This is a genomic window from Streptomyces sp. bgisy159 (assembly GCF_057707805.1).
On the sequence record NZ_JBYIQX010000040.1, the window covers coordinates 1 to 23,179 of the forward strand.

The window sequence follows — 23,179 nt, forward strand, 5'->3', positions numbered from 1 at the left end:
AACCCTGGGCCGTCTCTGGGCCGTGCGAGGGTGCCCGAGGCCGACCGATGGCGACCGACAGTGACAGGCGAGTCGTGACCGGCAGTGGCGAAAGCCCAGGTCAGGGGGGCAGGCCCATACGGGTTTCCCCCCAGGGGTGGCGATCCGGCAAGATGGGGTGTATCTGCCCACTGCCTGATTTCAAGCTGCCGGACGGTTTCTCTTGGCTGAGTTCATTTACACCATGCGCAAGGCGCGCAAGGCGCACGGCGACAAGGTGATCCTCGATGACGTCACCCTGAACTTCCTCCCCGGGGCGAAGATCGGCGTCGTCGGGCCGAACGGTGCCGGTAAGTCGACCGTTCTGAAGATCATGGCGGGGCTGGAGCAGCCCTCCAACGGCGACGCGTTCCTGTCGCCCGGCTACAGCGTCGGCATCCTGCTGCAGGAGCCGCCGCTCAACGAGGAGAAGACGGTCCTGGAGAACGTCCAGGAGGGCGTCGCCGAGGTCAAGGGCAAGCTCGACCGGTTCAACGAGATCGCCGAGCTGATGGCCACCGACTACTCCGACGCGCTGCTCGACGAGATGGGCAAGCTGCAGGAGGAGCTGGACCACGCCAATGCCTGGGACCTCGACGCCCAGCTGGAGCAGGCCATGGACGCCCTGGGCTGCCCGCCCGGCGACTGGCCCGTCACCAACCTCTCCGGTGGTGAGAAGCGCCGCGTCGCACTGTGCAAGCTGCTGCTGGAGCAGCCCGACCTGCTGCTGCTCGACGAGCCCACCAACCACCTCGACGCCGAGTCGGTGAACTGGCTGGAGCAGCACCTCGCCAAGTACGAGGGCACCGTCGTGGCCATCACCCACGATCGGTACTTCCTCGACAACGTGGCCGAGTGGATCCTCGAACTCGACCGCGGCCGCGCCTACCCGTACCAGGGCAACTACTCCACGTACCTGGAGACCAAGCAGACCCGTCTCAAGGTCGAGGGCCAGAAGGACGCCAAGCGGCAGAAGCGGCTCAAGGAAGAGCTGGAGTGGGTCCGCTCCAACGCCAAGGGACGGCAGGCCAAGTCCAAGGCCCGCCTCGCGCGGTACGAGGAGATGGCCGCCGAGGCCGAGAAGATGCGGAAGCTGGACTTCGAGGAGATCCAGATCCCGCCGGGCCCCCGCCTGGGCAACGTGGTCGTCGAGGTCGAGAAGCTCAACAAGGCCTTCGGCGAGAAGGTCCTCGTCGACGGCCTCAGCTTCACCCTCCCGCGCAACGGCATCGTGGGCGTCATCGGCCCCAACGGCGCCGGCAAGACCACCCTGTTCAAGATGATCCAGGGTCTGGAGACCCCGGACTCCGGCGACATCAAGGTCGGCGAGACCGTCAAGATCTCCTACGTCGACCAGAGCCGCGAGAACATCGACCCGAAGAAGACGCTCTGGGAGGTCGTGTCCGACGGGCTCGACTACATCAACGTCGGCCAGGTCGAGATGCCGTCCCGGGCGTACGTGTCCGCGTTCGGCTTCAAGGGTCCCGACCAGCAGAAGCCGGCCGGTGTGCTGTCCGGCGGTGAGCGCAACCGCCTCAACCTGGCGCTCACCCTCAAGCAGGGCGGCAACCTGCTGCTCCTCGACGAGCCGACCAACGACCTGGACGTCGAGACCCTGTCCAGCCTGGAGAACGCGCTGCTGGAGTTCCCCGGCTGCGCCGTGGTCGTCTCCCACGACCGCTGGTTCCTCGACCGCGTCGCCACCCACATCCTCGCCTACGAGGGTGATTCCAGGTGGTTCTGGTTCGAGGGCAACTTCGAGTCGTACGAGAAGAACAAGATCGAGCGGCTCGGCCCGGACGCGGCCCGTCCGCACCGTGCGACGTACAAGAAGCTGACCCGGGGCTGATCGATCTTGCGGCACCTCTACCGCTGCCCGCTGCGCTGGGCGGACATGGACGCGTACGGCCATGTCAACAACGTGGTCTTCCTCCGCTACCTGGAGGAAGCCCGTATCGACTTCCTGTTCCGCCCGGACAAGGACTTCCAGCAGGGGTCGGTGGTGGCCCGCCACGAGATCGACTACAAGCGGCAGCTCGTCCACCGGCACACCCCGGTCGACATCGAGCTGTGGGTCACCGAGATACGGGCCGCGTCGTTCACCCTCACCTATGAGGTGAAGGACGGCGAGGTCGTCTACGTGCGGGCCTCCACGGTCATCGTGCCCTTCGACTTCGAGGCACAGCGGCCCCGCCGGATCACCGAGGAGGAACGCGAGTTCCTCCGGGAGTACACGGACGATGTCGGCGACGAGGAGGCCGTCGCCGCATGACCGTGCTCCACCTGGCCGACGAGGGGGAGGCGGCGGATCTCGCCGCCTTCCTCTCCCGGCTGCTCCACTACGACCGGGGCGCCGCGGTCCGCCTTCAGGCGGTCGGCACCGCGCTGGCCGTCTTCGGGCGGCCCCCCTCCTTCGAGGTGCTGGCGGTACGCGCGGTACGGCTGGCCAAGCCCTACGAGCACGGGCTGGACGACACCCTCGACGTGACCGTCTCCGCCGGTGAGCTGCTGGAGTCCGTCGACGAGGCGGGTGCCACGGCCGCGGTGCCGGCGGCGGTCACCGGCCCGCCCTGGGCGGGTGTGCTGCCGCCGCGCGGCGGCTGGCAGCCGGTCGCCGGGCTGCCGGGCGCGGAGGAGCTGCGCCGGCTCGTCTCGACGGCCGTCGCGGAGTTCCGCGGCCGTACGGAGGAACTGGCGCCCGAGGAGCGCACCCGCTCCCGACTCGACCTGATCGGGCGGGAGATATGGTCCCGGACGATCGCCGACACCGGGCTGCCGGTGCGCGCCGTGCACGCGGCCCAGTCGCTCGGCTTCCTGCGCGCGGGCGCCGCGGCACCGGCGCGGCTGGTCGCCTCCGGCGCGTGGCTGCGGCTGCGCACGCCCTACGGCTCCGTCGCCGTACGGCGGTCGGGGCTGGGGACGTTCGGCCTCAGCGTCCGCTGACGAACCGCGGGACGAGCGCCTGCTGGAGGAGCCCACCGGACGGGCGCCTGCCGGAGGAGCCCCACCGAACGAGCGCCTGCCGGACGGGCGGCTGCTGGAGGAGCCCCACCGGAGGAGCCCCCACCTGACGAGCGCCCACCTGACGAGCGCCCGCCGGACGAGCGACCCGCCCCCGCCGCTCAGCCCGCGCTGTCATCCGGCCACACCGTGATGTGGTCCTCCTCCAGATCGAGCGCCACCCGGTCCCGCATATCCAGCGTCCGGGTGTACTCGGCGGGCAGTTGGAGCCGGCCGGCCCGGTCGAGCATGGCGTACTCACGGGCGACGACCGTCTCGTGGCCGGTGCTCGCGTCGACCTCGCTGCGGCGCAGCACCTCGGTGGAGGTGCGGCCGTCGCGGATGGCGACCGTGCGGCGGACCTCGGTCGCGACGGCCCTGTCGTGGGTGACGATGACGATGGTCGTGCCGAGTTCCTCGTTGGCCGTGCGGAACGCGGCGAAGATCTGTTCCGCCGTGTGTGAGTCGAGTTCGCCGGTGGGTTCGTCGGCGAGCAGCACGGACGGGTCGTTGGCGAGGGCCACGGCGATGGCCACGCGCTGCTGCTGCCCGCCGGACATCTGGTGAGGGTGGCGATCCCGGCAGTCGGCGACCTGCAGCAACTCCAGCAGGGCGAGCGCGCGTTCGTCCCGGGCTCGGGCGCGGTGGCCGGTCAGCTGCAGTGGCAGGGCCACGTTCTGGGCGGCGGTGAGATAGGGCAGGAGGTTGCGGGAGGTCTGCTGCCAGATGAAGCCGACCACCTTGCGGCGGTAGCGGAGGCGGTCCTTCGCGGTCATGGCCAGCAGGTCGTGGCCGGCGACCCGGGCCGCACCGGCGGTGGGGGTGTCGAGACCGGCCAGGATGTTCATCAGCGTGGACTTGCCGCTTCCGGAGGCGCCGACCAGCGCCATCAGCTCGCCCTCGCGGACCAGCAGGTCCAGGCCCTGCAACGCCTGCACCTCCACGCCGTCCGTGGAGAAGACCCGGACCAGCCGGTCGCAGGTGATCAGCGCGTCGTGTCCGTAGCCGGGCTGTTCGCGGGCGCTGGTGACCCGGTCGGTGAGCTCGGCCAGAGTGGGGTCGGTCGTCGTCATGGCACTCCTTCGCGGCCGGCTCATTCCGGTTCCACCACGGTCGTCTCGGGCTTCACGGTCGTCTCGGTCTCCACGGCGGTCTCGGTCTCCACGGCGGTCTCGGTGCCCCCGAGGGTCCCGGTCCCCCCGAGAGGCCACCTCGTCCCGCCCGTTCACCTGCCGTCCCCCACCCTCAGTTCCCGTACCGTCCCCCGCCGCCCCGACCACCATGCCTGGACGGCCGCCACGCCCACCGTCACCGCGATCACGGCCAGGGCCGGGACGGTCAGGGACAACGGGTCGGTGTGGAGTTCCGCGCGGCTCGGCGTCGAGGACGACGCCGGCAGGGCGATCACGGTGAGGTCCAGGCCGGGGGAGAGCAGCCGGATCGCGGCCCACCCGGTGAGCACGCCGCCCAGCGCGGCCAGCGCGGCCTGCGGCAGCGACTCCAGGACGAGCAGGCGGCGGCCCTGCGCCCGGGTCAGGCCCATGGTGCGCAGCCGGGCCAGAAGCGCCCCGCGTTCGGGGGCGGTGCGCAGCAGGGCCAGCATCAGGGCGAGCACGGCGTAGCCCGCGCCCGCCGCGACGGCCGCCGCGTACAGGCGTTCCGTGCCGGACTGCAGGGGCGAGTCGGCGTAGCGGGCCCGTTCCGCGGCGCGGACCCGGACGAACACGGCGCTCCCGGCCGCCCGGCGCAGCGCGTCGCCGTCCGCGTGCTCCCCGCTGACCAGCAGCGCGGTCGGCCGGGCGGCCTCGGTGGCGAGCCCGGCGCGGTCCACGACCAGGAAGTTCTCGCTGGGCACGGCGGGGGTGACGGCCCGTACCAGGGTGATGCGGACGGTGACGGTGCTGCCGTCCGCCAGAGCGACCTCGAAGGGCGCCCTGCCGTAGCGTTCGGCCACCGCCTGCGAGGCCAGCGCGGGCAGCGCCTCGCCCCGGCCGCCCCCGGCCAGCTCACCGGCGGGGAAGGCACCGAGCTTGGTTTCCCGCGCGAGGTCCGCGTAGCGGGCCGGGTCGACGCCCACCACGGGTACGGAGTGCCGTCCGTTGCCGGGCCTGCCCTGGTAGTCGACGCTCACCGCGGTCACGTTCCGCACCCCGGAGACGTTCCCGACCCGGTCGGCCAGCCCGGTCGCGAGCGGATACGTGATCGACTCGATCCGGGCGTCCGCGCCGACCTCCAGCAGCGCCGCCCGGTCCCGCGCCTGGTCCACGCCCGCCAGCACCGAACCGCCGAACGCGGCGGTCGTGAGCGCGGTGAGCAGGGCGAGCAGCGGCAGCACCGCCGAGGCGGAGGTGCGGCCGGCGCGGGCCAGCGACAGATGGGCGACGAAGCCGCGCAGCCGGCCGGCCGGGCGGGCCAGGCCGCGCAGCGGCAGCGGGTAGAGACGCACCAGCACGAGCGCGGCGATCACGCCGACGAGGACCGGCGCGGCGGACACCAGTTGGTCACCGGACGTGCCCTGCCGGCGCAGCGCCTCCACCGCGCCGGCCGCGATCACCACCAGGGTCAGCTCCGCGACGGTGCGGCGCCGCGACGGCCGTACGGACGTCACGTCCTGACGGGCCGCGTGCAGGCGGACCACGCGGTGCGCGGCGGCCGCGCGCAGCGGGAGCGCGACGCAGGCCAGGACGGTCACGGCGAGAGCGGCCAGGGCGGCGGGCAGGGCGCGCGCGTCCGGCAGGACCAGCAGCGCCGCCGCCAGGCCCAGGGCGCCGGCCGGCACGGCGACCACCGCGGTCTCGGCCAGCAGCCGGACGGTGAGGCCGCTCAGTGAGGCGCCGCGCGCCCGCAGCAGGGCCAGCTCGGTGCGGCGGCGGTCGGCGGCGAGACCGCCCGCCATCATCAGCACCACCACGACCACCGTGCCGGTGCCGAACACGGCGACCGCGATCAGCGGTGAGATCGCGGACTGCAGGCGGTCGTACGAGCCGAGGACCCGGTCGAGCTTGGTGTTCGCGTCGGTGTACGGGCTGGTGAAGCCGCGGATCGTGCGCAGATCGGGTCCGGACACCAGGGACCCGACGGCGGACCGCAGCCGGTCCAGGTCCTGGTGGTGCAGCGCGTCCTGCCGGGGCGTCAGCCGCCAGAACGGGTACGGGTTCCCGGTCGTGCCGAGGAGCGCGGGCCCGGCCTCGGGCGGCAGCAGCAGCGCGCCGAGCCAGTAGCTGGGGGAGTCGGGGCCGCCCGGCGGCAGCTTCACCAGAAGGGGCTCGTGGAGCAGCGGGTCGTACGACCAGTAGGCGTCGTCCCGGTCCAGCGGTTCGACGATGCCGGTGATCCGGACGGCGAACCAGCCCCGGTCCAGCGCCGGCACATGGATGACCGAACCCACCTCGATGTGCAGGGTCCGGGCGGTCGCGGCGGTGACCGCGCCCTCGACCTCGGCCGTCCGGGCGGTGACCGGGCCGGACAGGTGCGGCAGCCGGCCCCCGCGCAGCCGGGCGTGCTCGGCCAGCCCCGCCTGGGCCACCAGCGACATCCGGGCGGGCAGTTCGCTCGGCCGGGGCAGCCAGGGATCGGCGGTCTCCAGGTCGACCTTGGTCCGCACCCCGTACGTCGACTGCCCGGGGTCGGTGGTGAGCGGCGCGCGCGGAAGGGCGCGGACCCTGGCGTACTGCTGGGCCAGGACCTCCGCGTTCAGCAGCCTCTCCCGCTCGGCCTGGGGGAGTGTCGCGTACGGTTCGGGCGCGGACAGCTGGACGGAGCTCCAGTTGCGCGGCGCCTTGTCCACGGTGTGCCGGAGCGCGGCGTCCTCGTACCGGCCGAGGGCGCGCGGGAACGCGGCGGCGAGGCAGGCGGTCACCGCGACGAGGACGGCGAGGGCGAGGGCGGCGCCGGGGGCCGCGCGCAGCCGGGTGCGCAGCCACGGGGCGGCGACCCGCGGGGGGCGCCTGATCGGGTTCGGCATGTCAGTCGGCCTCCCTCAGCACCTGCACCGGATCCGCCCGCCGTACCGACAGCACCGCCGTGACCAGGACGGGCACGACGGCCACCGCGGCCAGCAGCGCGGCCACCCGCGTCGGCGGCAGCTCCACCAGCAGATCCGGCACCGGGCGGGTGGCCTGGCCGGTCAGGACGATCAGCGGCAGCACGGACCGGGTCAGCACGGTGCCCAGGGCGGTGCCCACGGCCAGTGCCAGCGCCACCAGCACGCCGTGTTCGGCGGCGACCGTGCGGGCCAGCCGCCGGCGGGGCGCGCCCAGCGCCCGCAACACCGCGAACTCGGCGTCCCGCTCGCGCAGCGATCCGGCGGCGCTCACCGCGAAGCCCAGCGCGGCCAGCACCGCCGCCGCGCCCGCCGCCGCCGTGAACGCGGCCTCCGGGCCGGCCCCGAACGGGTCGTCGCGCAGCTCGGCGGCGATCTCGTCGCGCACCACCACCTGGGCCGGGTCCATGTCCGGGCGGGCCCGCAGCGCGGCCGCGACCTGGGCGGTCGCACCGGGTGAGCCGGGGCGCAGCCACCACTCGGTGGGCGCGGCCAAGACGCCGTAGCACTGTTGCAGGACCCGGTTCACGGCGCGCAGGTCCAGGAGCAGGGCGCCGCCGTCGCCGCTCGCCTCCTCGGCGGGCCCGGCCGTCGGCAGTTCGCGTACCGCGTGCCCGATCCGTACGGGAACGGTCTGGCCCTCGAAGGTGATGTCGAGGCTCTGGCCGGGACGGGCGCCGGTGGCGGTCAGGAAGCGGTCGGTGGCCAGGGCGGTCACGGCGCCGGCGGGCGGCTGGGGAACGTGCAGCCGGACGGTGAGGCCGGGGGTGAGCCAGGGTTCCTCGGCGGGCACGTACCCGGTGCCGTACTCGAGGGTGAGCGGCGGGCCCGTGGTGACGCGCGGTTCGGCGGGCCGGGTGGGGGCGTCGGGGGAGGGCCGCGAGGAGACCTGGCCGTCGGTGGCGGAACTCGCCGTCCACGAGGTGGGCAGGGGCACCGGGTGTGCCGTGCCGTCGGTCCCGGCCGCGCTCAGGGCGTCCAGGGTGAGGGTGTGGTGCTCGGCGCGGCCGGACGGCACGAGCAGCACCAGTTCCGCCCCGGTGAGGGTCAGCTCGCCCTGTCCGCCGCCCAGTTCCAGGGTCAGCCGGTGCGGGCGGCCGTCGGCGGGGAGCCGGCCGACGGGCAGCCGGTAGGGGGTGCCGTGGTCGTCCTGCACGGTCAGCGCGACGGTGGGCGCGGACTCCGACCCGGCGACCGAGCTGCGCAGCGTCGCCGTCAGCACCAGCCGGGTGCTGTCGGCCGGTACGGCGGCACCCACCGCCGTACCCTTCGGCGCCAGCCCGGCCACCAGCTCCCGCGCCGGGGCGGGCGCCAGGTCGGGGCGCATGAGCACGGTGTCCGCCGCGCGCTCGGTGTCCAGGGCCAGCACGGTCGCCGTGCGGTCGCCGGCCACCGGAAGGGTGCTGCGCACGGCCGGCGCGACGGCGGCGACGTGCGGCACGGCACCGTACTCCTGGGTGCGGCCCAGCTCGCCGTCGCCCGCGCCGAGGACGCGCAGCGGGGCGCCCGCCGCGAAGTCGGCCTGGTCCTCCTGCGAGCGGCCCCAGGAGGACACCTGGCCGATCGCCAGCATGCCGAGCGCGACGGCGAGGACCAGCAGCAGGACCGGGCCCGCGCCCCGCATCGGGCGACGGCTGACCTGCCAGCCCGCCAGCGCCGACGTCAGGCCGCGCCCGCTGGTCGCCCGGCGTTCGGCGAGCCTGGCCACCGGCGGCAGCAGCCGCAGCGTCAGCACGGTTCCGGCGAGCAGCAGCAGCGCGGGCGCCGCCACCAGCAGCGGGTCGATGCCCAGGGCGCCGCCGCGGTCCGGGGCCACCGCGCCGGAGGTACGCCGGTCCAGCTGCCAGTAGGAGACGCCCGCCACGGCGACCAGCCCCAGGTCGGCGCCGGCCCGCAGCGGCATGGGCAGGGCGCGGGCCCGCCGTTCGCGCAGGCCGGAGCCGGTCAGGGCCGGCACGCTCACCGCGAGGGCGCACGTGAGGGCGACACCGGCGGTCACCAGCCACACCCCGGTGCGCCCGCCGACGGGTACGTCCAGGTGCAGTCCGATCCGGGCGGGTGCGCCCCAGGCGGACAGCAGCCGGGTCGCCGGTGCCGCCAGCAGCGGGGCGAGGACCAGCGCCGGGACCGCCAGCAGCACTGCCTCCAGGGCGGCCAGGGCGGCGAGCTGTCCTCCGGAGGCGCCCCGGGAGCGCAGCAGCCGGGTCTCGCCGAGGCGTTCGGTACTCAGCAGCCGGGCCACCAGCAGCAGCGCGCACACGGCGAGCAGCGCGAGCTGCAGGGCGACGACCAGCAGGGTGGAGCGGGAGACCAGCAGGGAGCGCTGGACGCGGTCGACGACATCGGGCAGGGCGGTGGTGGCGGTGCCGCCGTTCAGCGCGGGGTCCGCGCGCAGGGCCGCGCGGGCGGAGCGCGCCGAGTCGCCGAGGGCGTCGAGACGGCCGGTGGTCAGCGAGGCGAAGTCGGCGGAGGCGAGCCACCCGGAGGGACCGGCGCTCACCCGGCCGCCGGTCACGACGGACGGGTCGGCCAGCAGTGGGCCGTAGGTGGTGAAGCTGGACTTCTTCACCCCGCGGCCGTCCAGCGCGTCCAGCCGCCAGTACGGGGCGGCCGGGTCGAGCGGGCGGTACAGCCCGGTGACGACGACGTCGACCGGGGGGCCGCCCAGCCGGTCGGCCAGGTGGATCCGGGTGCCCGGCTCCACCCCGAGGACGCGGGCGGCGGGCTGCGGCAGGGCGGCCTCGATCGCGCCGGTGTCGTCGGCGGCCCTCGGCCAGTGGCCCGAGGCGAGCCGCAGCTGGCTCCGGTCGAGCGCCGCGAAGTGGGTCAGATCCGGGTCGCCGGACCGTTTCTCCGGCGGCTGCAGGGAGCGCGGCAGCCCGTACGGGCCGGACCGCACCAGGGTGCGCACCGTCACCGACAGCCCGTCGAACGCCTTGCGCGCCCCCTCGCGGACCGCGGTGTCGGCCGCCGCGCGCCGGTCGGCGGGCACCTCGGCGGTGACGACCAGCGCGGTGTCGGCGGCGTTGCGCGGCCGGGCCAGGGAGTGGCGCAGCGCGGCGTCGCCGATCGCGCCCGAGTAGGCGGTGAGCGCGGCCAGCACGGCCGTCGTCAGCAGGACGGTGAGCAGCGCGGCGGCCAGCAGCGGCCGGTGCGGCCGCATCCGCCGTACGACCAGTCGAGCGAAACCCGCGTACGACGCCACCCGGCTTCCCCCAAGCCTTCGCTGACCAGATCTTCGGTGATGCTGTCAGACCGGTCGCGTCCGCGGTAAGCGATTGTGGATCAGCCTTGACCGGATTGTGACCGGAAATCGGCGTGCGGTGACCGGAATTCGGGATTCTGGACGGCGGGAAGGGTCCGTGGCGCGCCACCAGACGCTGCCGTGGGACGGGACGGTGCCGTGGGACGAGACCGTGCCGCGGGAGGGGTCAGTCGGGGGCGTTCACCATCGACGCGGCCGCGTACGTCAGGTAGTTCCACAGCGTCGTCTCGTGCTCCTCGGACAGCCCGAGTTCGTCGACCGCCACCCGCATGTGCCGCAGCCAGGCGTCGTGCGCCGCGCGGTCCACCACGAAGGGTGCGTGCCGCATGCGCAGCCGCGGGTGGCCGCGGTGGTCGCTGTAGGTCGTGGGGCCGCCCCAGTACTGCACGAGGAACAGCGTCAGCCGCTCCTCGGCCGGGCCCAGGTCCTCCTCCGGGTACATCGGCCGCAGAAGGGGGTCCTCGGCCACCCCCTGGTAGAAACGGTGGACCAGCCGGCGGAAGGTCTCCTCCCCGCCGACCTGCTCGTAGAAGGTCTGCTCCTGAAGCGTGCCGCGCCGAATCTCTTTCACGCACCCCATGGTCTCAGACGCGGCGACCGAGGACTCGGGGCGTAGGTCCCCTCCGGTCCGCCCCGCCCCGGCGGGGGTGCTCGCCTCCCGCGCGGTGGGGCCGCACAGTGGAGACATGGGTGCGGACGCACGCGATCAGGACCTGGCGGACCTCGCGGTCTCGGCGCGGGCCGGGCTGGTGCGCGAGATCGAGGCCAGCGGGGCGTTGGCCGCCGATCCGCGCTGGAGGGAGGCGTTCGCGGTGGTGCCGCGCCACCTCTTCGTGCCGTACTACTACGTCGCCACGACCGGCGGGTACGAACGGCGCTGGGGCGAGAGCCCCGACCCGGCGGCCCGCGAACGCTGGCTGCGCGGCGCCTACGCCGACACCCCGCTGGCCACCCGGCTGCGCGACGGCGAACTGGTGTCCTCCAGCAGCCAGCCCTCCCTCATGGCCCTGATGCTCGCCGAGCTGCGCGTCGAGGACGGCGACCGGGTGCTGGAGGTCGGGGCCGGCACCGGCTACAACGCGGCGCTGCTGTCGTACCGCCTCGGCGACGACCGGGTCACCACCGTCGACCTCGACCCGGAGATCACCGAGTCCGCGCGCCGCCATCTGGCCACCGCCGGCCACCACCCCGCCGTGGTCACGGGCGACGGGGCGCGGGGCGTGCCCGAGCGGGCCCCCTACGACCGGATCATCGCGACCTGCGCCCTCGACACCGTGCCGGGCGCCTGGCTCGCCCAGTGCCGGCCGGGTGCGCGGGTGCTGACGCCGCTGGCCACCGGACTGCTCACGCTGACCGTCCGGGACGCGGACCACGCCGAAGGGTCCTTCCTGCGGTCCCCGGCCTACTTCGTACCGCTGCGCGGCCGGCCCGGCCCGGAGCCCGTCGCCCTGGGCGGGGTGCCGCACCGGGCCCGGGAGAACGAACTGTTCCGGTTCCTGGTGGCGCTGACCCGGGGCGTCCTCGCACCCCAGGAGGCGTTCGCGCTGTGGCGGCGCGAGGGGATGCCGGGCCGGGAGCGGTACGGCATCACGGTGGCGGAGGGCCGGGCCTGGGCATGGCTGGACGATCCGGCGGGGCCCTACGCGTGGCCCCTGCCGGACCCTTCCTGACCCTTCCTGACTCTTTCGGTCCTTCCGGCCGTGTGCGCCGCCACGGCCGACGCGGCGCCGCTGCGGCGGCGCAGCTCAGCCGCGGCGGACGGTGATCGTCGTCCAGGCGCCGACGTGCACCCGGTCGCCGTCCTGCAGCGGTACCGGTACGAACGGGCGGATCGGCTCGTCGGAGCCGTTCACCGTCGTACCGTTCGTCGAGTTCTGGTCGACGACCGCCCAGCCGCCGTCGGGCTGCTGGACCAGCACCGCGTGCTGGTGCGAGACACCCGGGTCCTCCGGCGGCACCGACAGGTCGATGTCCGGGGTCTCGCCGGTGGAGTGCCGGCGGCGCCCGATGGTGATCTGGTTGCCGGTGAGGGTGCGCTGCTGCTCGGGCGAGTAGGCGGGCAGGTTCAGGCCCGCTGCCTCGGGGCCGGAGCGCTGCATCATCGCCATGAAGTAGTCGCGGTCCGGGCCGATGGTGGCCGTCCAGGTGGTCGGCTGCTGCGGGAACGCAGGGCCGGGCGGGGGCGGGGCCTGGGTGGCGCCGCCCGGCTGGGGGTAGCCGTAGCCGCCGGACTGCTGACCGCCATGACCGCCGCCGTGACCGCCGTGAGCGCCGGTTGCGCCCGGTCCGCCGGGGGCGGGGCCGGACGGCGGGGAGAGCACCCAGTCGTCCTCACCGCCGCCGAAGGGCGGTCCACCGGGGCCGGCGGGCCGCTGCGGCTGCTGGAACGGCGACGCGCCGGGGCCCCCGGGACCACCGGGATTGCCGGGCTGATGGAACGCCTGGGGGGCGCCGGGACCGTTGGGGCGGCCGGGGCCGCCCGGAGCGCCCTGACCGCCGGGGGTGGGCGGGGCCTGGGTGGCGCCGGGCTGCGGGTAGCCGTAGCCACCGGACTGGGCCTGCGGGCCGCCGGGCTGCGGATAGCCGTAGCCACCGGGCTGGGCTCCACCGGGACCGGCGTGGCCGCCGGAGCCGGAAGTCTCCCGTCCGAACGGCATGCCCGGACCGGGACCGCCGGGCCCGCCCGGACCACCGGAGCCGCCGGGCGCACCGGGACCGCCCTGGCCACCTGGAGCCCCCTGGCCACCTGGAGCGCCTTGACCGCCGAACGGGCCGCCGGGCGCACCCGGACCACCGGAGCCGCCGGGCGCACCCGGGCCGCCCGAAGGGCCGCCGCCGTGACCGCCCGGCCTGCCGGGCTCCCCGCCGAACGGCGGGCCGGTCGGGATGGGCTCGGCCGGCCGGTTCACCTGGGACGGCCGGGAGCCCTGGTAGTCGAAGGCGTCACCGCCGCCGAAGGAGGGCGGCGGGGTGAAGCGCCCGCCGGGACCACCGGGACCGCCGGGACCAGCGGGGCCGCCCGGGCGGCCGGGACCCCCCGAAGGGTCACCGCCGGGGCCGCCCGGCGCGGAGCCCGTGGGCCGCGGCGCGGCCGGCGTGTACGAGGTCGCCGTGTTGGTGAGGAAGTTCCACCGGCACTCCTCGCAGAAGGGCGCACCGCCCTCGCGGGGCGTGCGGCACTGCGGGCAGAGCTCGGGTTCTGGTTCGGGCACCGCGGACAGGTGCGGCGGCCGGCCGCCGGGCTGGGTGCCCTGCGGCGGCGGGAAGCCGTAACCGCCACCGGTCGGGGGCGGCGGGGGCGGGGGCGGGGGCACGGCACCGGCCATGCGGTGACCGCAGACCTCGCACCAGTCGTCGGAACCCGACTGGTGTCCGTTCGGGCAGGTCGGCATGTCGGCGCTTCCCCCTTTCCTCAGGGTCCTGCTAGGGAGTCCTCAACGTCAGCAACGGTCACTTCTTGACGCGAACGGTCTTGGTGGACCGGGTTTCGAGAGTCATCTCGTCCGCCTCCGCGACCTTCGCCTTCAACCGCACAGTACCCGTCGTGACGTCGACGACGTCCACCACCTTCGCAAGCAGTTTCGCAGTATCCGCGTTTCCGCAAGCGCTTGCCAGCTGAACCGCTCGCCCGAGTTTGGCCGTCGCTCCGTCCATATCGCCCGCTTTGCGGAGATCGAGGCCCTGTTGGATGGCTTGCGCCAGTTCCGCCTGCCCGGTGTAGTGCGCGACCTGGGGGTTGATCGACGTCGAGGCGACCATGTCGTCGGTCCACACGGCCCGTACGAGGCCCTGCGCGCCCAAGTTCTGTACGCCCCCGTCGGGTTGCGGAACCACCAGGGAGACCCGTGCGGCCAGCATCTCCTGGCCGATCGCGGCGGCCGGAACCTCCACACACAGGTGGTAGTCGCGGGACTCGTCCCCCCAGGAACCGGTGGGGTAGTCCCCGGCCCGCGGCCCCGCCTCGGCGCGACGGTCGGTCAGCTCCTCGACCGTGGGGGCGACTTGCTTGACGAACCGGATGGTGGTGCCGACCGGCGTCCACAGCCGCAGCGCCACGTCGGCGACCTCCTTGCCCATCGCCGTCTCCATCATCCGCGTGAAGTCGGCGGTCAGACCCGCCGGGTCGGCGACGATGTCGGCGGTGCCGAGCAGGGCGGAGGCGATCCCTGTGACTTCTTTCACTTCCCAGTCGGTGCCCACGCCCCGGGCGTCGCAGGTGAACCGCCCGGCGCAGGCGTCCAGTGCGGCCCGCAGCTCCTGCGGCGACTCGTGCTCGTTGCGGCCGTCGGTGAGCAGGATGCCGTGCCGGATGGAGACGTCGGCCGAGGACAGCAGCCGGTCGGCGAGCCGCAGCCAGGTCCCGATCGCGGTGCCGCCGCCCGCGCTCAGCCGGCGCAGTGCCTGTTTGGCCTGCGCGCGGGTGGTGGGATCGGCGACCGCGAGCCCCCCGCCGCCGGGGTAGACCTCCTTGGCGACGTGGGTACCGGCGATCACCGCGAAGCGCACCCCGTCGCGCAGGGTGTCGACGGCGGCGGCCGTGGCGTCCCGGGCGCCGCGCATCTTGGTCGGCGGATAGTCCATCGACCCCGAGCAGTCCACCATGATCGCCACGGCGGCGTCGGGATCCTGACCGGGTGCGTAGAGGTGCGGGGCGGCGACCGCGCCGCCGGTCGTGCCGCCGCCGGTGGCGGTCACGGTGACGATCGCGTTGACCTCGCGGCCGCCCTCGGGCAGGTACTCGTTCTGGTAGACGTCCACCGAGAACCGCGGCATGTTCGGCTTCGAGAAATTGGCCATGCCAGATCAGCATCCCCCTCGCGGACCCCGCCGGCGGCGGAGTGATGAGTCAGCCCGGACCGGTCCCCTCCGGTCCGGGGAGGTGTCCCCGTGTCTGTCGCCTCAGGCCGATCCTGCCCCCTGGGGCGGCGCCGGGAACGGTACGACGGCCACTGTTACGTTGTCGTGGCCCCCGCCGTCCAGGGCGTGCCCGACCAGTACGCGGGCGGCGTGCAGGGGGCGCACGGCGGCGTCCAGGGGGAGCGCGCCGGCCATCTCCTCGGCGGACTCGGCGTAGTTCCACAGGCCGTCGGTGCAGACCACCACGACACCGGGCCGGTCGGGCTTGAACGAGGCGGTGTGCGGCTCCAGTTCGTAGGCGTCGGCGCCGAGCCAGCCGGTGATCGCGTGGGCGCGCTCGTCGGCGTACGCCTCTGCCTCGTTCATCAGGCCGGCCGCGACCATCTGCGCGGCCCAGGAGTCGTCCTCGGTGAGCCGGGCGGCGGGCGCCGAGCGGTCCGCGGGGACCCAGTAGACGCGGCTGTCACCGACCCAGCCGACCACCAGCAGGCCGGCGGCGACGATGCTGCCGACCAGGGTGCAGGCGGGGGCGTTCTGGTGCGGGGCGTGCTCACGGGCGGTGGCCGGTTCCTCGGCGAGCGCGTTGACCGCCCGGGAGGCGGCGAAGATCGCGTCGTGCATGGCCTGCTGCGGGTGGGTGCCCAGGGGCAGCGCGGCCAGCAGCGACTCGCTCGCGGCGCGCGCGGCGGCCAGCGAGGCGTCGTCGGGGCGGGTCGCGGAGGACACGCCGTCGCAGACGACGGCCACACAGGCGGGCGAGCCGTCGGGCAGCGCGGCGGTGCCCAGGGCGAAGGCGTCCTCGTTGCGGTGGTGGCGCAGACCGCGGTCGCTGACCGCAGCGACCGGGCCCGACTCCTGCTCCACGTGGTCGCGTTCGCGCGGCTGGGCGTGCCCGCAGTTCTCGCAGTAGCCGTCGCCGTCGACCCGGCCCGCGCGGCACGCCACGCACACCTTGGCCGCGTCGGCGGCCACCCGCGGGTCCGGCGCCTGCAACGGGTACTCCTCCGGCTCCGGCGGCCGGTGGAACCGTACGCCCGCCGGAGGAGCGGGGACCGTCACGGAAACGGCGTCGGCGGCCGGCGGCGGCCCGCCCGGCCGCGGACCGGGGTCCGGGTCGTCCGTGCGGAACGGCACCGGGTCCCGCATGGCGAGCGTCGGATGGTCGTCCGGGGGCGGCGGCACGGCGGACAGGTCGTATCCGCACGCGCCGCAGAACCGGTCACCCGATTCGAGCGGCTCCGCGCAGCTCGGACACGTCGACAGGGCGGCCTGCCGGGGCATCTGCGACATCAACTACACCCACGTCCGGGGGCGGTAACGGTTGGCACGTTCCACCAGTTCGATCCTCTCCTCACCGCCGGTCGCCAGCCGGGCGAGCGTGCGGTACGAGCGCTCCAGGCCGAAGCGGAGCCCCCGTTCGTCCAGGTCGCTGCCGAGCAGCGGCTGCCGGCCGGTGCCCTGGCCCCCGGAGAGTATCCAGTCCAGCGCGCTGCCGAGGACTTCGGCGGCCAGCCGCTCGCGCCGGGCCGGGTCGAGGCCGAACGCGTCCAGCGCCTCCACCTGGGCCGCCGCGGCGGTGAGGTCCTCCACAAAGGGTACGTCGCCGGCGGCGGCGGTCCGCTGCCGCAGCCGGGCCCGCACGGCGGCCACCCGGGCGGCCGTGCAGTGGATGGACGACTCCGGTACCGACTCCAGGGTCCGTACGGCGCCTCGCCGGTCCCCGGCGGCGAGTTGGACCCGGGCCAGGCCGAAGGCGGCGCTGACGTAGCTGGGGTCGGTCGACCAGACCAGGCGGTAGTACTCGGCGGCGTTGTCGAGCTGGCCGAGCAGCTCCGCGCACAGCCCGAGGGCCAGCTTGGGAGCCGGTTCGCCGGGGAAGGCGTCGTAGATCGCGTCGAAGGCGAGGGCGGCTCCCTCGTGGTCGGCGGTCACCAGCGCGGCGACGCCCCTATACCACACCACCCGCCAGTCGTCGGGCCGTTCGTCCTCCAGCTCGTCCAGTTCCGTCAGCGCGGCCGGTACGTCACCCTGCTCCAGCCGCGCCCGCACCAGCCGCAGCCGGGTCTCGACGGACGGCGTCGGCGCGGCGGCCAGCGCGGTCACCAGCTCGCCGGGCGCGGAGGCCAGCAGCCCCGCGAGGAAACCGGCGTCGGGGTCCGCCGGGTCGACGTGCGGCACCGGCAGGGCGAGAGCGGCGGCCGGCGCGTCCACCGGCTTGACCAGGCCGGGGCCGACGGCGGCACCACCACCGGGCCGCCCGGCACTCCCGCGCGCCCGGCGGGCACCCAGCCGCGACACGTCGCCGTCCAGCAGCGGCACCAGCTCGGTGTCCGTGACCCGGGTCTCCGGACCGAACAGCGGCGACAGCGCGGGCCGGGCGCGTCCCGTCTGCAGGGACACCACCTCCCGCAGCACCCCCGTCAGCTGCTCGGCCATCTCCTGCGCGGAGGCGAACCGGCGCGCCGGGTCGGGGTCGGTGGCGCGCACCAGCAGCCGGTAGAAGGACTCGTAGGCGCGGAACACCTCGATGGTGTCGGGGTCGGGCAGCGAGTCCGCGTAGGCGGTGGTGTAGCCCTGGAAGTCGAAGGTGAGGACCGCGAGGGTACGGCCGACCGTGTACAGGTCGGAGGCGACCGACGGGCCGACGTCGGCGACTTCGGGGGCCTGGTAGCCCACCGTGCCGTAGATCGCGGACTCGTCGTCGTCCAGCCGCCGCACCGCACCCATGTCGATCAGCTTGAGCTGGTCCTCGGTCTGGATGGCGTTGTCGACCTTGAAGTCGCAGTAGAGGAGGTTGCGGCTGTGCAGGTGCCCCAGGGCCTCCAGCGCCTCGATGCCGTACGCGCACGCCTGCTCCACCGGCAGCGGGTCGCGCCGGCCGTCCGGCGTGCGGCGGGCGTTGGCGATCTCCTTGAGCGACTTGCCGCCGACGTACTCCATGACGATGTACCCGTCCAGCGAGCCGGTGCGCTGGTCGAGGTGCTCGACGAAGTTGTAGATCCGCACGATGTTGGCGTGCTCGATCTCGGCGAGGAAGCGCCGCTCGGATATCGCGGCGGCCATCGCGTCCTGGTCGCCGGTGTCCAGCAGGCCCTTGAGGACGACCCACCGGTCGGACACGGCCCGGTCCACGGCGAGGTAGACCCAGCCCAGGCCGCCGTGCGCCAGGCAGCCCACCACCTCGTACTGGCCGTGCACGATGTCACCGGCCGCGAGCTTGGGCACGAAGGAATAGGGGTGGCCGCACTTGGTGCAGAACCCCTCGGTGCGGCCCGGCCGGTCGCCGCGCGAACGGCCCACCGGCGCACCGCAGTCGGAGCGCGAGCAGAACCGCTTGCGCTCGGGCACCTCCGGGTTCTGCAGCACCATCGCGCGCGGGTCGGGGCGCGGCACCTGCGGCACGGTGACCAGACCGACGCCGAGCCGAGCCCGCCCGGACGACCCGGCGGTGGAGCCGGAGCTGCGCACGGACACCGAGCGGCCCGTGGACCGGCCCGACAGCGACCGCGACAGGCGACCCGACACCGAGCGCCGCGACCGCGAGGACTGCGACGACGTGCGCGAGGAGCGGGCGGACCGCCCGGAGCCCGAACCGCCGCCGCCCGCCGAGTCCTTGCCGCCCGAGGTGATCCCGGTCGGCTTCGATGCGACCATGCCTCCCGCGGCCGCGACGACGGGGGCGAGCCCGCAGGTCCCGCAGTACAGCTCGCCGCCGCCCATGTCCTCGTACGACCCGTCGCAGCCGGGCCGCTGGCACGACTGTCCTGCCTGACTCATGGCCTACCTTCCCCCCGTGCGGTCCTGCTGCCCGCCCTGTTCCGGGACCCGCGGCCCGCCGAGCAGTTCGGCGGCGGCCTGCTGGTAGCGCAGCACGGCCTGTTCGGCCACGCGCAGGTCGCAGGGCGCGCTCCACAGCATCCGGCGGGCCGCGTCGTACCGTTCGACCAGCAGCGCGTCCTCGGCGAGGCCGTGCCGGGCGACCTTCGCCTTGTAGGCGTCGAGCCGGCCGCGCAGCTCCGCGCGGACCGCCAGCGGGGCGGTCACCGCGGTCAACGACTCACGGGCGCGCAGCAGTTCGTCCTCCGCCTTCTCCTCCAGCGACTCCAGCAGCGGTGACAGGCGGTGCCACTGGGCCCGCCGGCGGTACTCGGCGGCCGTCGCCAGCTGCTCCTGCAGCGCGGTCGGCGGGCCGCTGACCACCGGCACCTCCGTCGCGGCGATCTTCGCCAGCACCTCCCCGCGCGCGGTGCGCGCCTCGGCGAGGGTGCGGTCCGCTCGGCTGAGCACGTCCCGCAGCCGCACCAGCCGCTGCTCGGCGTCCTGGCGGACGGTGAGCACGGCGTCGATCTCCCGGCGCACGTCCTCCAGGGCGCGTGCCTCCCGGTCGTACACCGTGGTGTCCGGCCGGCCGCCGCCCGGTGCCGAACTGCCCTGCGTGGGCTGCCAGAACGCCAGCGGGTCGCGGACCACCTGCTCGCGCAGGCCGGTCAGGGTGCGGGTGATGCGCTCCAGGTCGTCGCCGGCCGGGTGCTCGCCGGGCCGCACGCCCACGGAGTGCGCGAGCCGGCGGGTGCGCTGCAGCTCGGCGGCGAGGAGGTCTATCCGCGCGGGCAGCGCCGACCAGACCGCGTCGGCGGCGACGACCATGTCCAGCGACGACGCGTACAGCTCGTTCATCCGGTCGACCAGCGCGGCCAGGGTGAAGCGCCGGCTGAGCAGGCCGGCGCCGTCCGGGACGGAGGTATGGCCGGGGGTGGTCCCGCCCGCCACCGTCACGGCGTCTCCGCGCAGCAGTTCGGTCAGCTCCGCCAGATCCTCACGGCTGGACCAGCGGCGCCGGGAGCGGATGTCCCGGGCGGTGCGCAAGGCGTCCGTGTAGGCGTCGAAGTAGGTCCACAGCAGTGATATCGCCGCCTCCGCGGCCCGCCAGCGCTCCTGGGTGACACCGGTCAGCTCGGCCCCTTCCAGGAGCCTGCGGCCCGCGTGGTCCTGGAGGGCCAGCAGCGAGGTCTCGATGGCCTCGTGCTCCTGGCCGAGCCGCGCCAGCGCACGGTCCACCTCGTCCCGGTCCATCACCGGCCCAGGAGGCCCCGTGACGCTCATCGATCACCTCTCGCTCGCCGTGTGCTGCCGTTCGTCCGCTGCTGCCCCGCCCCGTCGTGCCCGCCCGCCGTGCCGTGTCCGCCGTCAGCTGGTGCGCAGGTACCGGGGGGCCGGCGGTTGCGACCCGCTCGCGTCCTTCCCCAGTGTCGCCGACAACCAGGTGTCGTACGAGGTCTGCCAGCCGTTCGCGCGGTACCGCACGAGGGTCTGGTTGACCCGGCGTACCAGATCGTCGGCGTCCTTCTTCATCGCCACGCCGTAGTACTCGGTCGTGAACGGCGCCCCCTTCAGCTCCACCCTCGGGTCCTGCGCGGCCTGGCTGGCGGCGAGGGCGCCGTCGGTGACCACCGCGTCGGCCTCGCCGAGCTGGAGGCGGACCAGGCAGTCCAACTGGTTGGGCACCGTCAGGGAGATGTCCGTGTCGGACGGCAGCCGCCCCGCCTTCAGATCGCCCTCCAGCTTGGCGTAAGCCGTCGAACCGGCCGCCGTGCAGATCCTCTTGCCGGCCAGCGAGCCGTCGTAGCCGGTGATCGGCGAGGACTTGGCGGCGAGCACTTGCTGCCCCGTCTTGAAGTAGGGCGCGGAGAAGGCGACTTCCTCCAGCCGGCCACACGTGATCGTCATGGTCCGCACCACCATGTCGACCCGACCCTCCTGGATCGCCGGGACCCGCTGGTTGGTCGGTATCGCCTTGAACTGCACCGCGTCCGGGTCGCCGAGGATGTCCTGGGCGATCCGGTGCACCAGGTCGATGTCGAAGCCCTCCAGCCCGGCGTCCGCGTTGTTGGTGTCGCGGTAGCCCCAGCGGTAGCTGTTCTGGTCGACGCCGACGACCAGCTTGCGCCTCTCGCCCGGCCGGCTCTTGATGGCCTCGATGGACGGCCCGTCCACGCCCGACGGGGCGAGGGTCTGCTCCTCGGGGGCCGTGCACGTGGTGTCCTTCGCCGGGGTGCCCGCGGCCAGGCCGGGACCGCCGACGCCGGCCGCTTTGGCCCCGGGTCCGGCCGAGCGCACGGCCGGCAGCAGCACCAGCGCCGCCGCGAGCGCGCACACCGCCGCCATCGCTCCCACTCCGCCCCAGCCCTTGAGGGCCGCCCGCATCCGTCGCGCGCGCTTGGTCACCATGCCCCCTCTCACCGGTACTCCGACAGCCTGCGGCCGATGCCCGACAGGGCGCCCGCCGCGCCCAGGACGGCGAGGACGGCGGCGCCCACCGGCAGCCCGTCGAAGGCGTCCGAGCCGTCGCCGGCCGCCCGCCGGAACTCGTCCTGCTCGTGGTCGAGCGCCTTGGCCAGGTTGGCGTCGACGCTGTCGAAGCACTCGCCGGTGGCGCCCTCGGCGCCGATCACCATCGCCAGCGCCTGCCGGTAGTTGCCGTTGTCGTCCTGCGCGCGGGCGGCGGTGTGCCGCTTCTTCCACTCCGCCATGTTGCCCTCGGCCGAGGCGACCGGTTCCCGGCCCGCGCCGTCGTCGGCGATCCGCGCGGCCCTGGCCAGGTCCCTGCCGAGCAGACCCATCTCCTCGGCGAAGTCGCTGTCGTAGCGGTCGACCGTCTCGCCGCCCCGCTTCACCGTCTCCGCGCCGCGCGCCACCAGCGTCAGGTTCTCGTTGCCGCGCGCCTTCAGGGACGCGATGCGCGCGTCGTGCAGGGCGTTCAGCGATCGCACGCCGTGGTCGTAGGAGTCGTTCAGGCCCGCGCGGGCGAGGGTGTGGCCGACGACCAGCCACAGCAGCACCGCCGTGACCGCCGCCGTCGCGGCCACCAGGCCGTGGTTGAGGACCCGGTTGGTACGGCGGTACGTGCGGTGCTGCGCCCAGGCGAGCGCGGCGAGCGCGAGCGCACCGAGCGCGATCGCCGCCCACGGGTACGGCGTGGCGTCCCCGTAGTCGTCGCGCAGCCGCTGGTTCTCCCGCTTGTACAGGTCCTCGGCCGCCGGGAGCATCTCCTGCTGCATCTTCTGGTTGGCGTAGCGCAGGTACGCGCCGCCGACCGGGAATCCCTGCCGGTTGTAGGTGCGGGCCCGCTCGACCAGGCCCTTGTACTCCGGCAGCAGGGTGTTCAGCTTGGTGACGGCCTCCGTCGAGGCGGAGCCCGGCTCGGCGTTGTTCGCGGCGGTGACGAGCTTGGCGGCGGCCGTGTCGATGTCCCGCTCGTAGCGTTCCCGGGTCGCGGCGGTCTCCTGGCCGCCCGCCAGGAAGCCGCTGGACGCGGCGGTGTTGGCGTCCGCGAGGGAGCGGTAGATGTCGGCGGCGGCGGAGCTCAGCGGCTGGCTGCGGTGCAGTACGGCGTCGGCCGCGGCCGCCCGCTCCGCCGTCTGCCAGGCGGTGACCGCGCCGAACGCGACGACGAGCAGGGCGAGGACCGCGCCGATGGCCCGCAGCCGGCCCGGCTCGGTGGTGGCGGACGCCCGTAGCCGGTCCACACCCTCGGCGAACGCGGTACGGCGGGGCGGGGCGGCCTGCGCGGCCGGTCCCGTCGGACGCGGGGGACGCGGTGCGGCGGGGCGGGGCGGGGGCCCGGGCTGCGGTGGTACCGCCGGCACCGTGGACGCGCCGGAACCCGGTGGCGCCGCGCTGCCGTTCGGCGGGTTCATCACGTACGACCTCCCCCATGGTCATCCCTCGCCGCAAGTATCCCTGCCGGGACCGACATCCGCACCGGCCTTCACTGGATCTTGATCGGATCGCAGCGTGGCCGAGCGTGACCACCGGGGTACACGTCCGGGGGCCCTGTTCGGTTCCGGCCGGCCGGCGTCGCCGGTACCTGGGAGCGTGGCCGGGGCGGAGGGCCGCCGCCCTAAACCCGCAGGTGCAGGGGAACCCGGCGCACGGGAACCTGGCGCACGCGAACCTGGGCGGCGCGCGCCCCGGCGCCCGCCGCGCGTGCGCCGGGG

At 74.6% G+C, this 23,179-nt stretch carries 16 protein-coding genes; 5 read left to right on the forward strand and 11 right to left on the reverse strand.

What is annotated here, in order from left to right:
- The first annotated feature begins 202 nt into the window (after nucleotides 1–202).
- Genes ettA through AC3ET3_RS28535 form a run of 3 tightly spaced genes read left to right on the forward strand, consistent with a single transcriptional unit; the run spans nucleotide 203 to nucleotide 2,961 of the window.
- Nucleotides 203–1,867 carry an energy-dependent translational throttle protein EttA gene (ettA, locus tag AC3ET3_RS28525; protein WP_432133072.1) on the forward strand — a complete coding sequence of 555 codons (1,665 nt, stop codon included), beginning with the start codon at nucleotides 203–205 and terminating at the stop codon, nucleotides 1,865–1,867.
- Nucleotides 1,868–1,873: 6 nt separating this feature from the next.
- On the forward strand, nucleotides 1,874–2,290 hold the full coding sequence (locus AC3ET3_RS28530) for an acyl-CoA thioesterase (RefSeq protein WP_432133071.1): 417 nt from the start codon (nucleotides 1,874–1,876) through the stop codon (nucleotides 2,288–2,290).
- The gene (locus AC3ET3_RS28535; RefSeq protein WP_432133070.1) at nucleotides 2,287–2,961 is read left to right on the forward strand and encodes a DUF8185 domain-containing protein; all 675 of its coding nucleotides are present in this window, start codon (nucleotides 2,287–2,289) and stop codon (nucleotides 2,959–2,961) included. Before AC3ET3_RS28530 ends, AC3ET3_RS28535 begins: the two co-directional genes overlap by 4 nt.
- A 179-nt stretch (nucleotides 2,962–3,140) precedes the next feature.
- Here AC3ET3_RS28535 and AC3ET3_RS28540 read toward each other — a convergent pair whose 3' ends face one another.
- The 4 genes from AC3ET3_RS28540 to AC3ET3_RS28555 form a co-directional block, all read right to left on the reverse strand.
- Nucleotides 3,141–4,091, reverse strand: a complete 951-nt coding sequence (locus tag AC3ET3_RS28540) for an ABC transporter ATP-binding protein (RefSeq protein ID WP_435613128.1) — start codon at nucleotides 4,089–4,091, stop codon at nucleotides 3,141–3,143.
- A 152-nt stretch (nucleotides 4,092–4,243) separates the two neighbouring features.
- Complete coding sequence (locus AC3ET3_RS28545; RefSeq protein WP_435613129.1) at nucleotides 4,244–6,982, reverse strand: ABC transporter permease; 2,739 nt, start codon at nucleotides 6,980–6,982, stop codon at nucleotides 4,244–4,246.
- Between the two features lies 1 nt (nucleotide 6,983).
- Complete coding sequence (locus tag AC3ET3_RS28550; protein ID WP_435613146.1) at nucleotides 6,984–10,223, reverse strand: FtsX-like permease family protein; 3,240 nt, start codon at nucleotides 10,221–10,223, stop codon at nucleotides 6,984–6,986.
- 268 nt (nucleotides 10,224–10,491) lie between these two features.
- Nucleotides 10,492–10,905 (reverse strand): globin, encoded by a 414-nt coding sequence (locus tag AC3ET3_RS28555; RefSeq protein ID WP_432133362.1) that lies wholly within the window; start codon nucleotides 10,903–10,905, stop codon nucleotides 10,492–10,494.
- A 106-nt stretch (nucleotides 10,906–11,011) separates the two neighbouring features.
- Between AC3ET3_RS28555 and AC3ET3_RS28560 the strand changes: the two genes are divergently transcribed.
- Nucleotides 11,012–11,995: a methyltransferase domain-containing protein gene (locus AC3ET3_RS28560; protein ID WP_432133067.1), complete on the forward strand. Its 984-nt coding sequence runs from the start codon at nucleotides 11,012–11,014 to the stop codon at nucleotides 11,993–11,995.
- Between the two features lie 75 nt (nucleotides 11,996–12,070).
- Here the strand turns inward: AC3ET3_RS28560 and AC3ET3_RS28565 are convergent, their stop codons facing one another.
- From AC3ET3_RS28565 to AC3ET3_RS28580, 4 genes are all read right to left on the reverse strand, one after another.
- Nucleotides 12,071–13,717, reverse strand: coding sequence for an FHA domain-containing protein (locus tag AC3ET3_RS28565; RefSeq protein WP_435613130.1), 1,647 nt, complete (start codon nucleotides 13,715–13,717; stop codon nucleotides 12,071–12,073).
- Between the two features lie 58 nt (nucleotides 13,718–13,775).
- Nucleotides 13,776–15,122: a VWA domain-containing protein gene (locus AC3ET3_RS28570; RefSeq protein ID WP_432133065.1), complete on the reverse strand. Its 1,347-nt coding sequence runs from the start codon at nucleotides 15,120–15,122 to the stop codon at nucleotides 13,776–13,778.
- A 102-nt stretch (nucleotides 15,123–15,224) separates the two neighbouring features.
- Nucleotides 15,225–16,472 carry a PP2C family protein-serine/threonine phosphatase gene (locus tag AC3ET3_RS28575; RefSeq protein ID WP_432157891.1) on the reverse strand — a complete coding sequence of 416 codons (1,248 nt, stop codon included), beginning with the start codon at nucleotides 16,470–16,472 and terminating at the stop codon, nucleotides 15,225–15,227.
- Nucleotides 16,473–16,475: 3 nt separating this feature from the next.
- The gene (locus AC3ET3_RS28580; RefSeq protein ID WP_435613131.1) at nucleotides 16,476–18,575 is read right to left on the reverse strand and encodes a serine/threonine-protein kinase; all 2,100 of its coding nucleotides are present in this window, start codon (nucleotides 18,573–18,575) and stop codon (nucleotides 16,476–16,478) included.
- Between the two features lie 10 nt (nucleotides 18,576–18,585).
- Between AC3ET3_RS28580 and AC3ET3_RS28585 the strand changes: the two genes are divergently transcribed.
- Nucleotides 18,586–18,954: a hypothetical protein gene (locus tag AC3ET3_RS28585; RefSeq protein ID WP_435613132.1), complete on the forward strand. Its 369-nt coding sequence runs from the start codon at nucleotides 18,586–18,588 to the stop codon at nucleotides 18,952–18,954.
- 8 nt (nucleotides 18,955–18,962) lie between these two features.
- On the opposite strand, the gene AC3ET3_RS28590 is transcribed toward AC3ET3_RS28585, so the two are convergent.
- The 3 genes from AC3ET3_RS28590 to AC3ET3_RS28600 all read right to left on the reverse strand — a co-directional run bounded on the left by AC3ET3_RS28590 (nucleotide 18,963) and on the right by AC3ET3_RS28600 (nucleotide 22,879).
- The gene (locus AC3ET3_RS28590) at nucleotides 18,963–20,285 is read right to left on the reverse strand and encodes a coiled-coil domain-containing protein (RefSeq protein WP_432133062.1); all 1,323 of its coding nucleotides are present in this window, start codon (nucleotides 20,283–20,285) and stop codon (nucleotides 18,963–18,965) included.
- Nucleotides 20,286–20,369: 84 nt separating this feature from the next.
- Nucleotides 20,370–21,410 carry a glutamate ABC transporter substrate-binding protein gene (locus tag AC3ET3_RS28595; protein ID WP_432133061.1) on the reverse strand — a complete coding sequence of 347 codons (1,041 nt, stop codon included), beginning with the start codon at nucleotides 21,408–21,410 and terminating at the stop codon, nucleotides 20,370–20,372.
- 8 nt (nucleotides 21,411–21,418) lie between these two features.
- On the reverse strand, nucleotides 21,419–22,879 hold the full coding sequence (locus AC3ET3_RS28600; protein WP_435613133.1) for a hypothetical protein: 1,461 nt from the start codon (nucleotides 22,877–22,879) through the stop codon (nucleotides 21,419–21,421).
- Between the last annotated feature and the right edge of the window lie 300 nt (nucleotides 22,880–23,179).

What these genes read in the sequence shown, in the direction of transcription:
- AC3ET3_RS28535 (WP_432133070.1), top strand. Translation starts at nt 2,287, where the DNA reads ATGACCGTGCTCCACCTGGCCGACGAGGGGGAGGCGGCGGATCTCGCC.
- AC3ET3_RS28540 (WP_435613128.1), bottom strand. Translation starts at nt 4,091, where the DNA reads ATGACGACGACCGACCCCACTCTGGCCGAGCTCACCGACCGGGTCACC.
- AC3ET3_RS28545 (WP_435613129.1), bottom strand. Translation starts at nt 6,982, where the DNA reads ATGCCGAACCCGATCAGGCGCCCCCCGCGGGTCGCCGCCCCGTGGCTG.
- AC3ET3_RS28550 (WP_435613146.1), bottom strand. Translation starts at nt 10,223, where the DNA reads ATGCGGCCGCACCGGCCGCTGCTGGCCGCCGCGCTGCTCACCGTCCTG.
- AC3ET3_RS28555 (WP_432133362.1), bottom strand. Translation starts at nt 10,905, where the DNA reads ATGGGGTGCGTGAAAGAGATTCGGCGCGGCACGCTTCAGGAGCAGACC.
- AC3ET3_RS28560 (WP_432133067.1), top strand. Translation starts at nt 11,012, where the DNA reads ATGGGTGCGGACGCACGCGATCAGGACCTGGCGGACCTCGCGGTCTCG.
- AC3ET3_RS28565 (WP_435613130.1), bottom strand. Translation starts at nt 13,717, where the DNA reads ATGCCGACCTGCCCGAACGGACACCAGTCGGGTTCCGACGACTGGTGC.
- AC3ET3_RS28570 (WP_432133065.1), bottom strand. Translation starts at nt 15,122, where the DNA reads ATGGCCAATTTCTCGAAGCCGAACATGCCGCGGTTCTCGGTGGACGTC.
- AC3ET3_RS28575 (WP_432157891.1), bottom strand. Translation starts at nt 16,472, where the DNA reads ATGTCGCAGATGCCCCGGCAGGCCGCCCTGTCGACGTGTCCGAGCTGC.
- AC3ET3_RS28590 (WP_432133062.1), bottom strand. Translation starts at nt 20,285, where the DNA reads ATGAGCGTCACGGGGCCTCCTGGGCCGGTGATGGACCGGGACGAGGTG.
- AC3ET3_RS28595 (WP_432133061.1), bottom strand. Translation starts at nt 21,410, where the DNA reads ATGGTGACCAAGCGCGCGCGACGGATGCGGGCGGCCCTCAAGGGCTGG.
- AC3ET3_RS28600 (WP_435613133.1), bottom strand. Translation starts at nt 22,879, where the DNA reads ATGAACCCGCCGAACGGCAGCGCGGCGCCACCGGGTTCCGGCGCGTCC.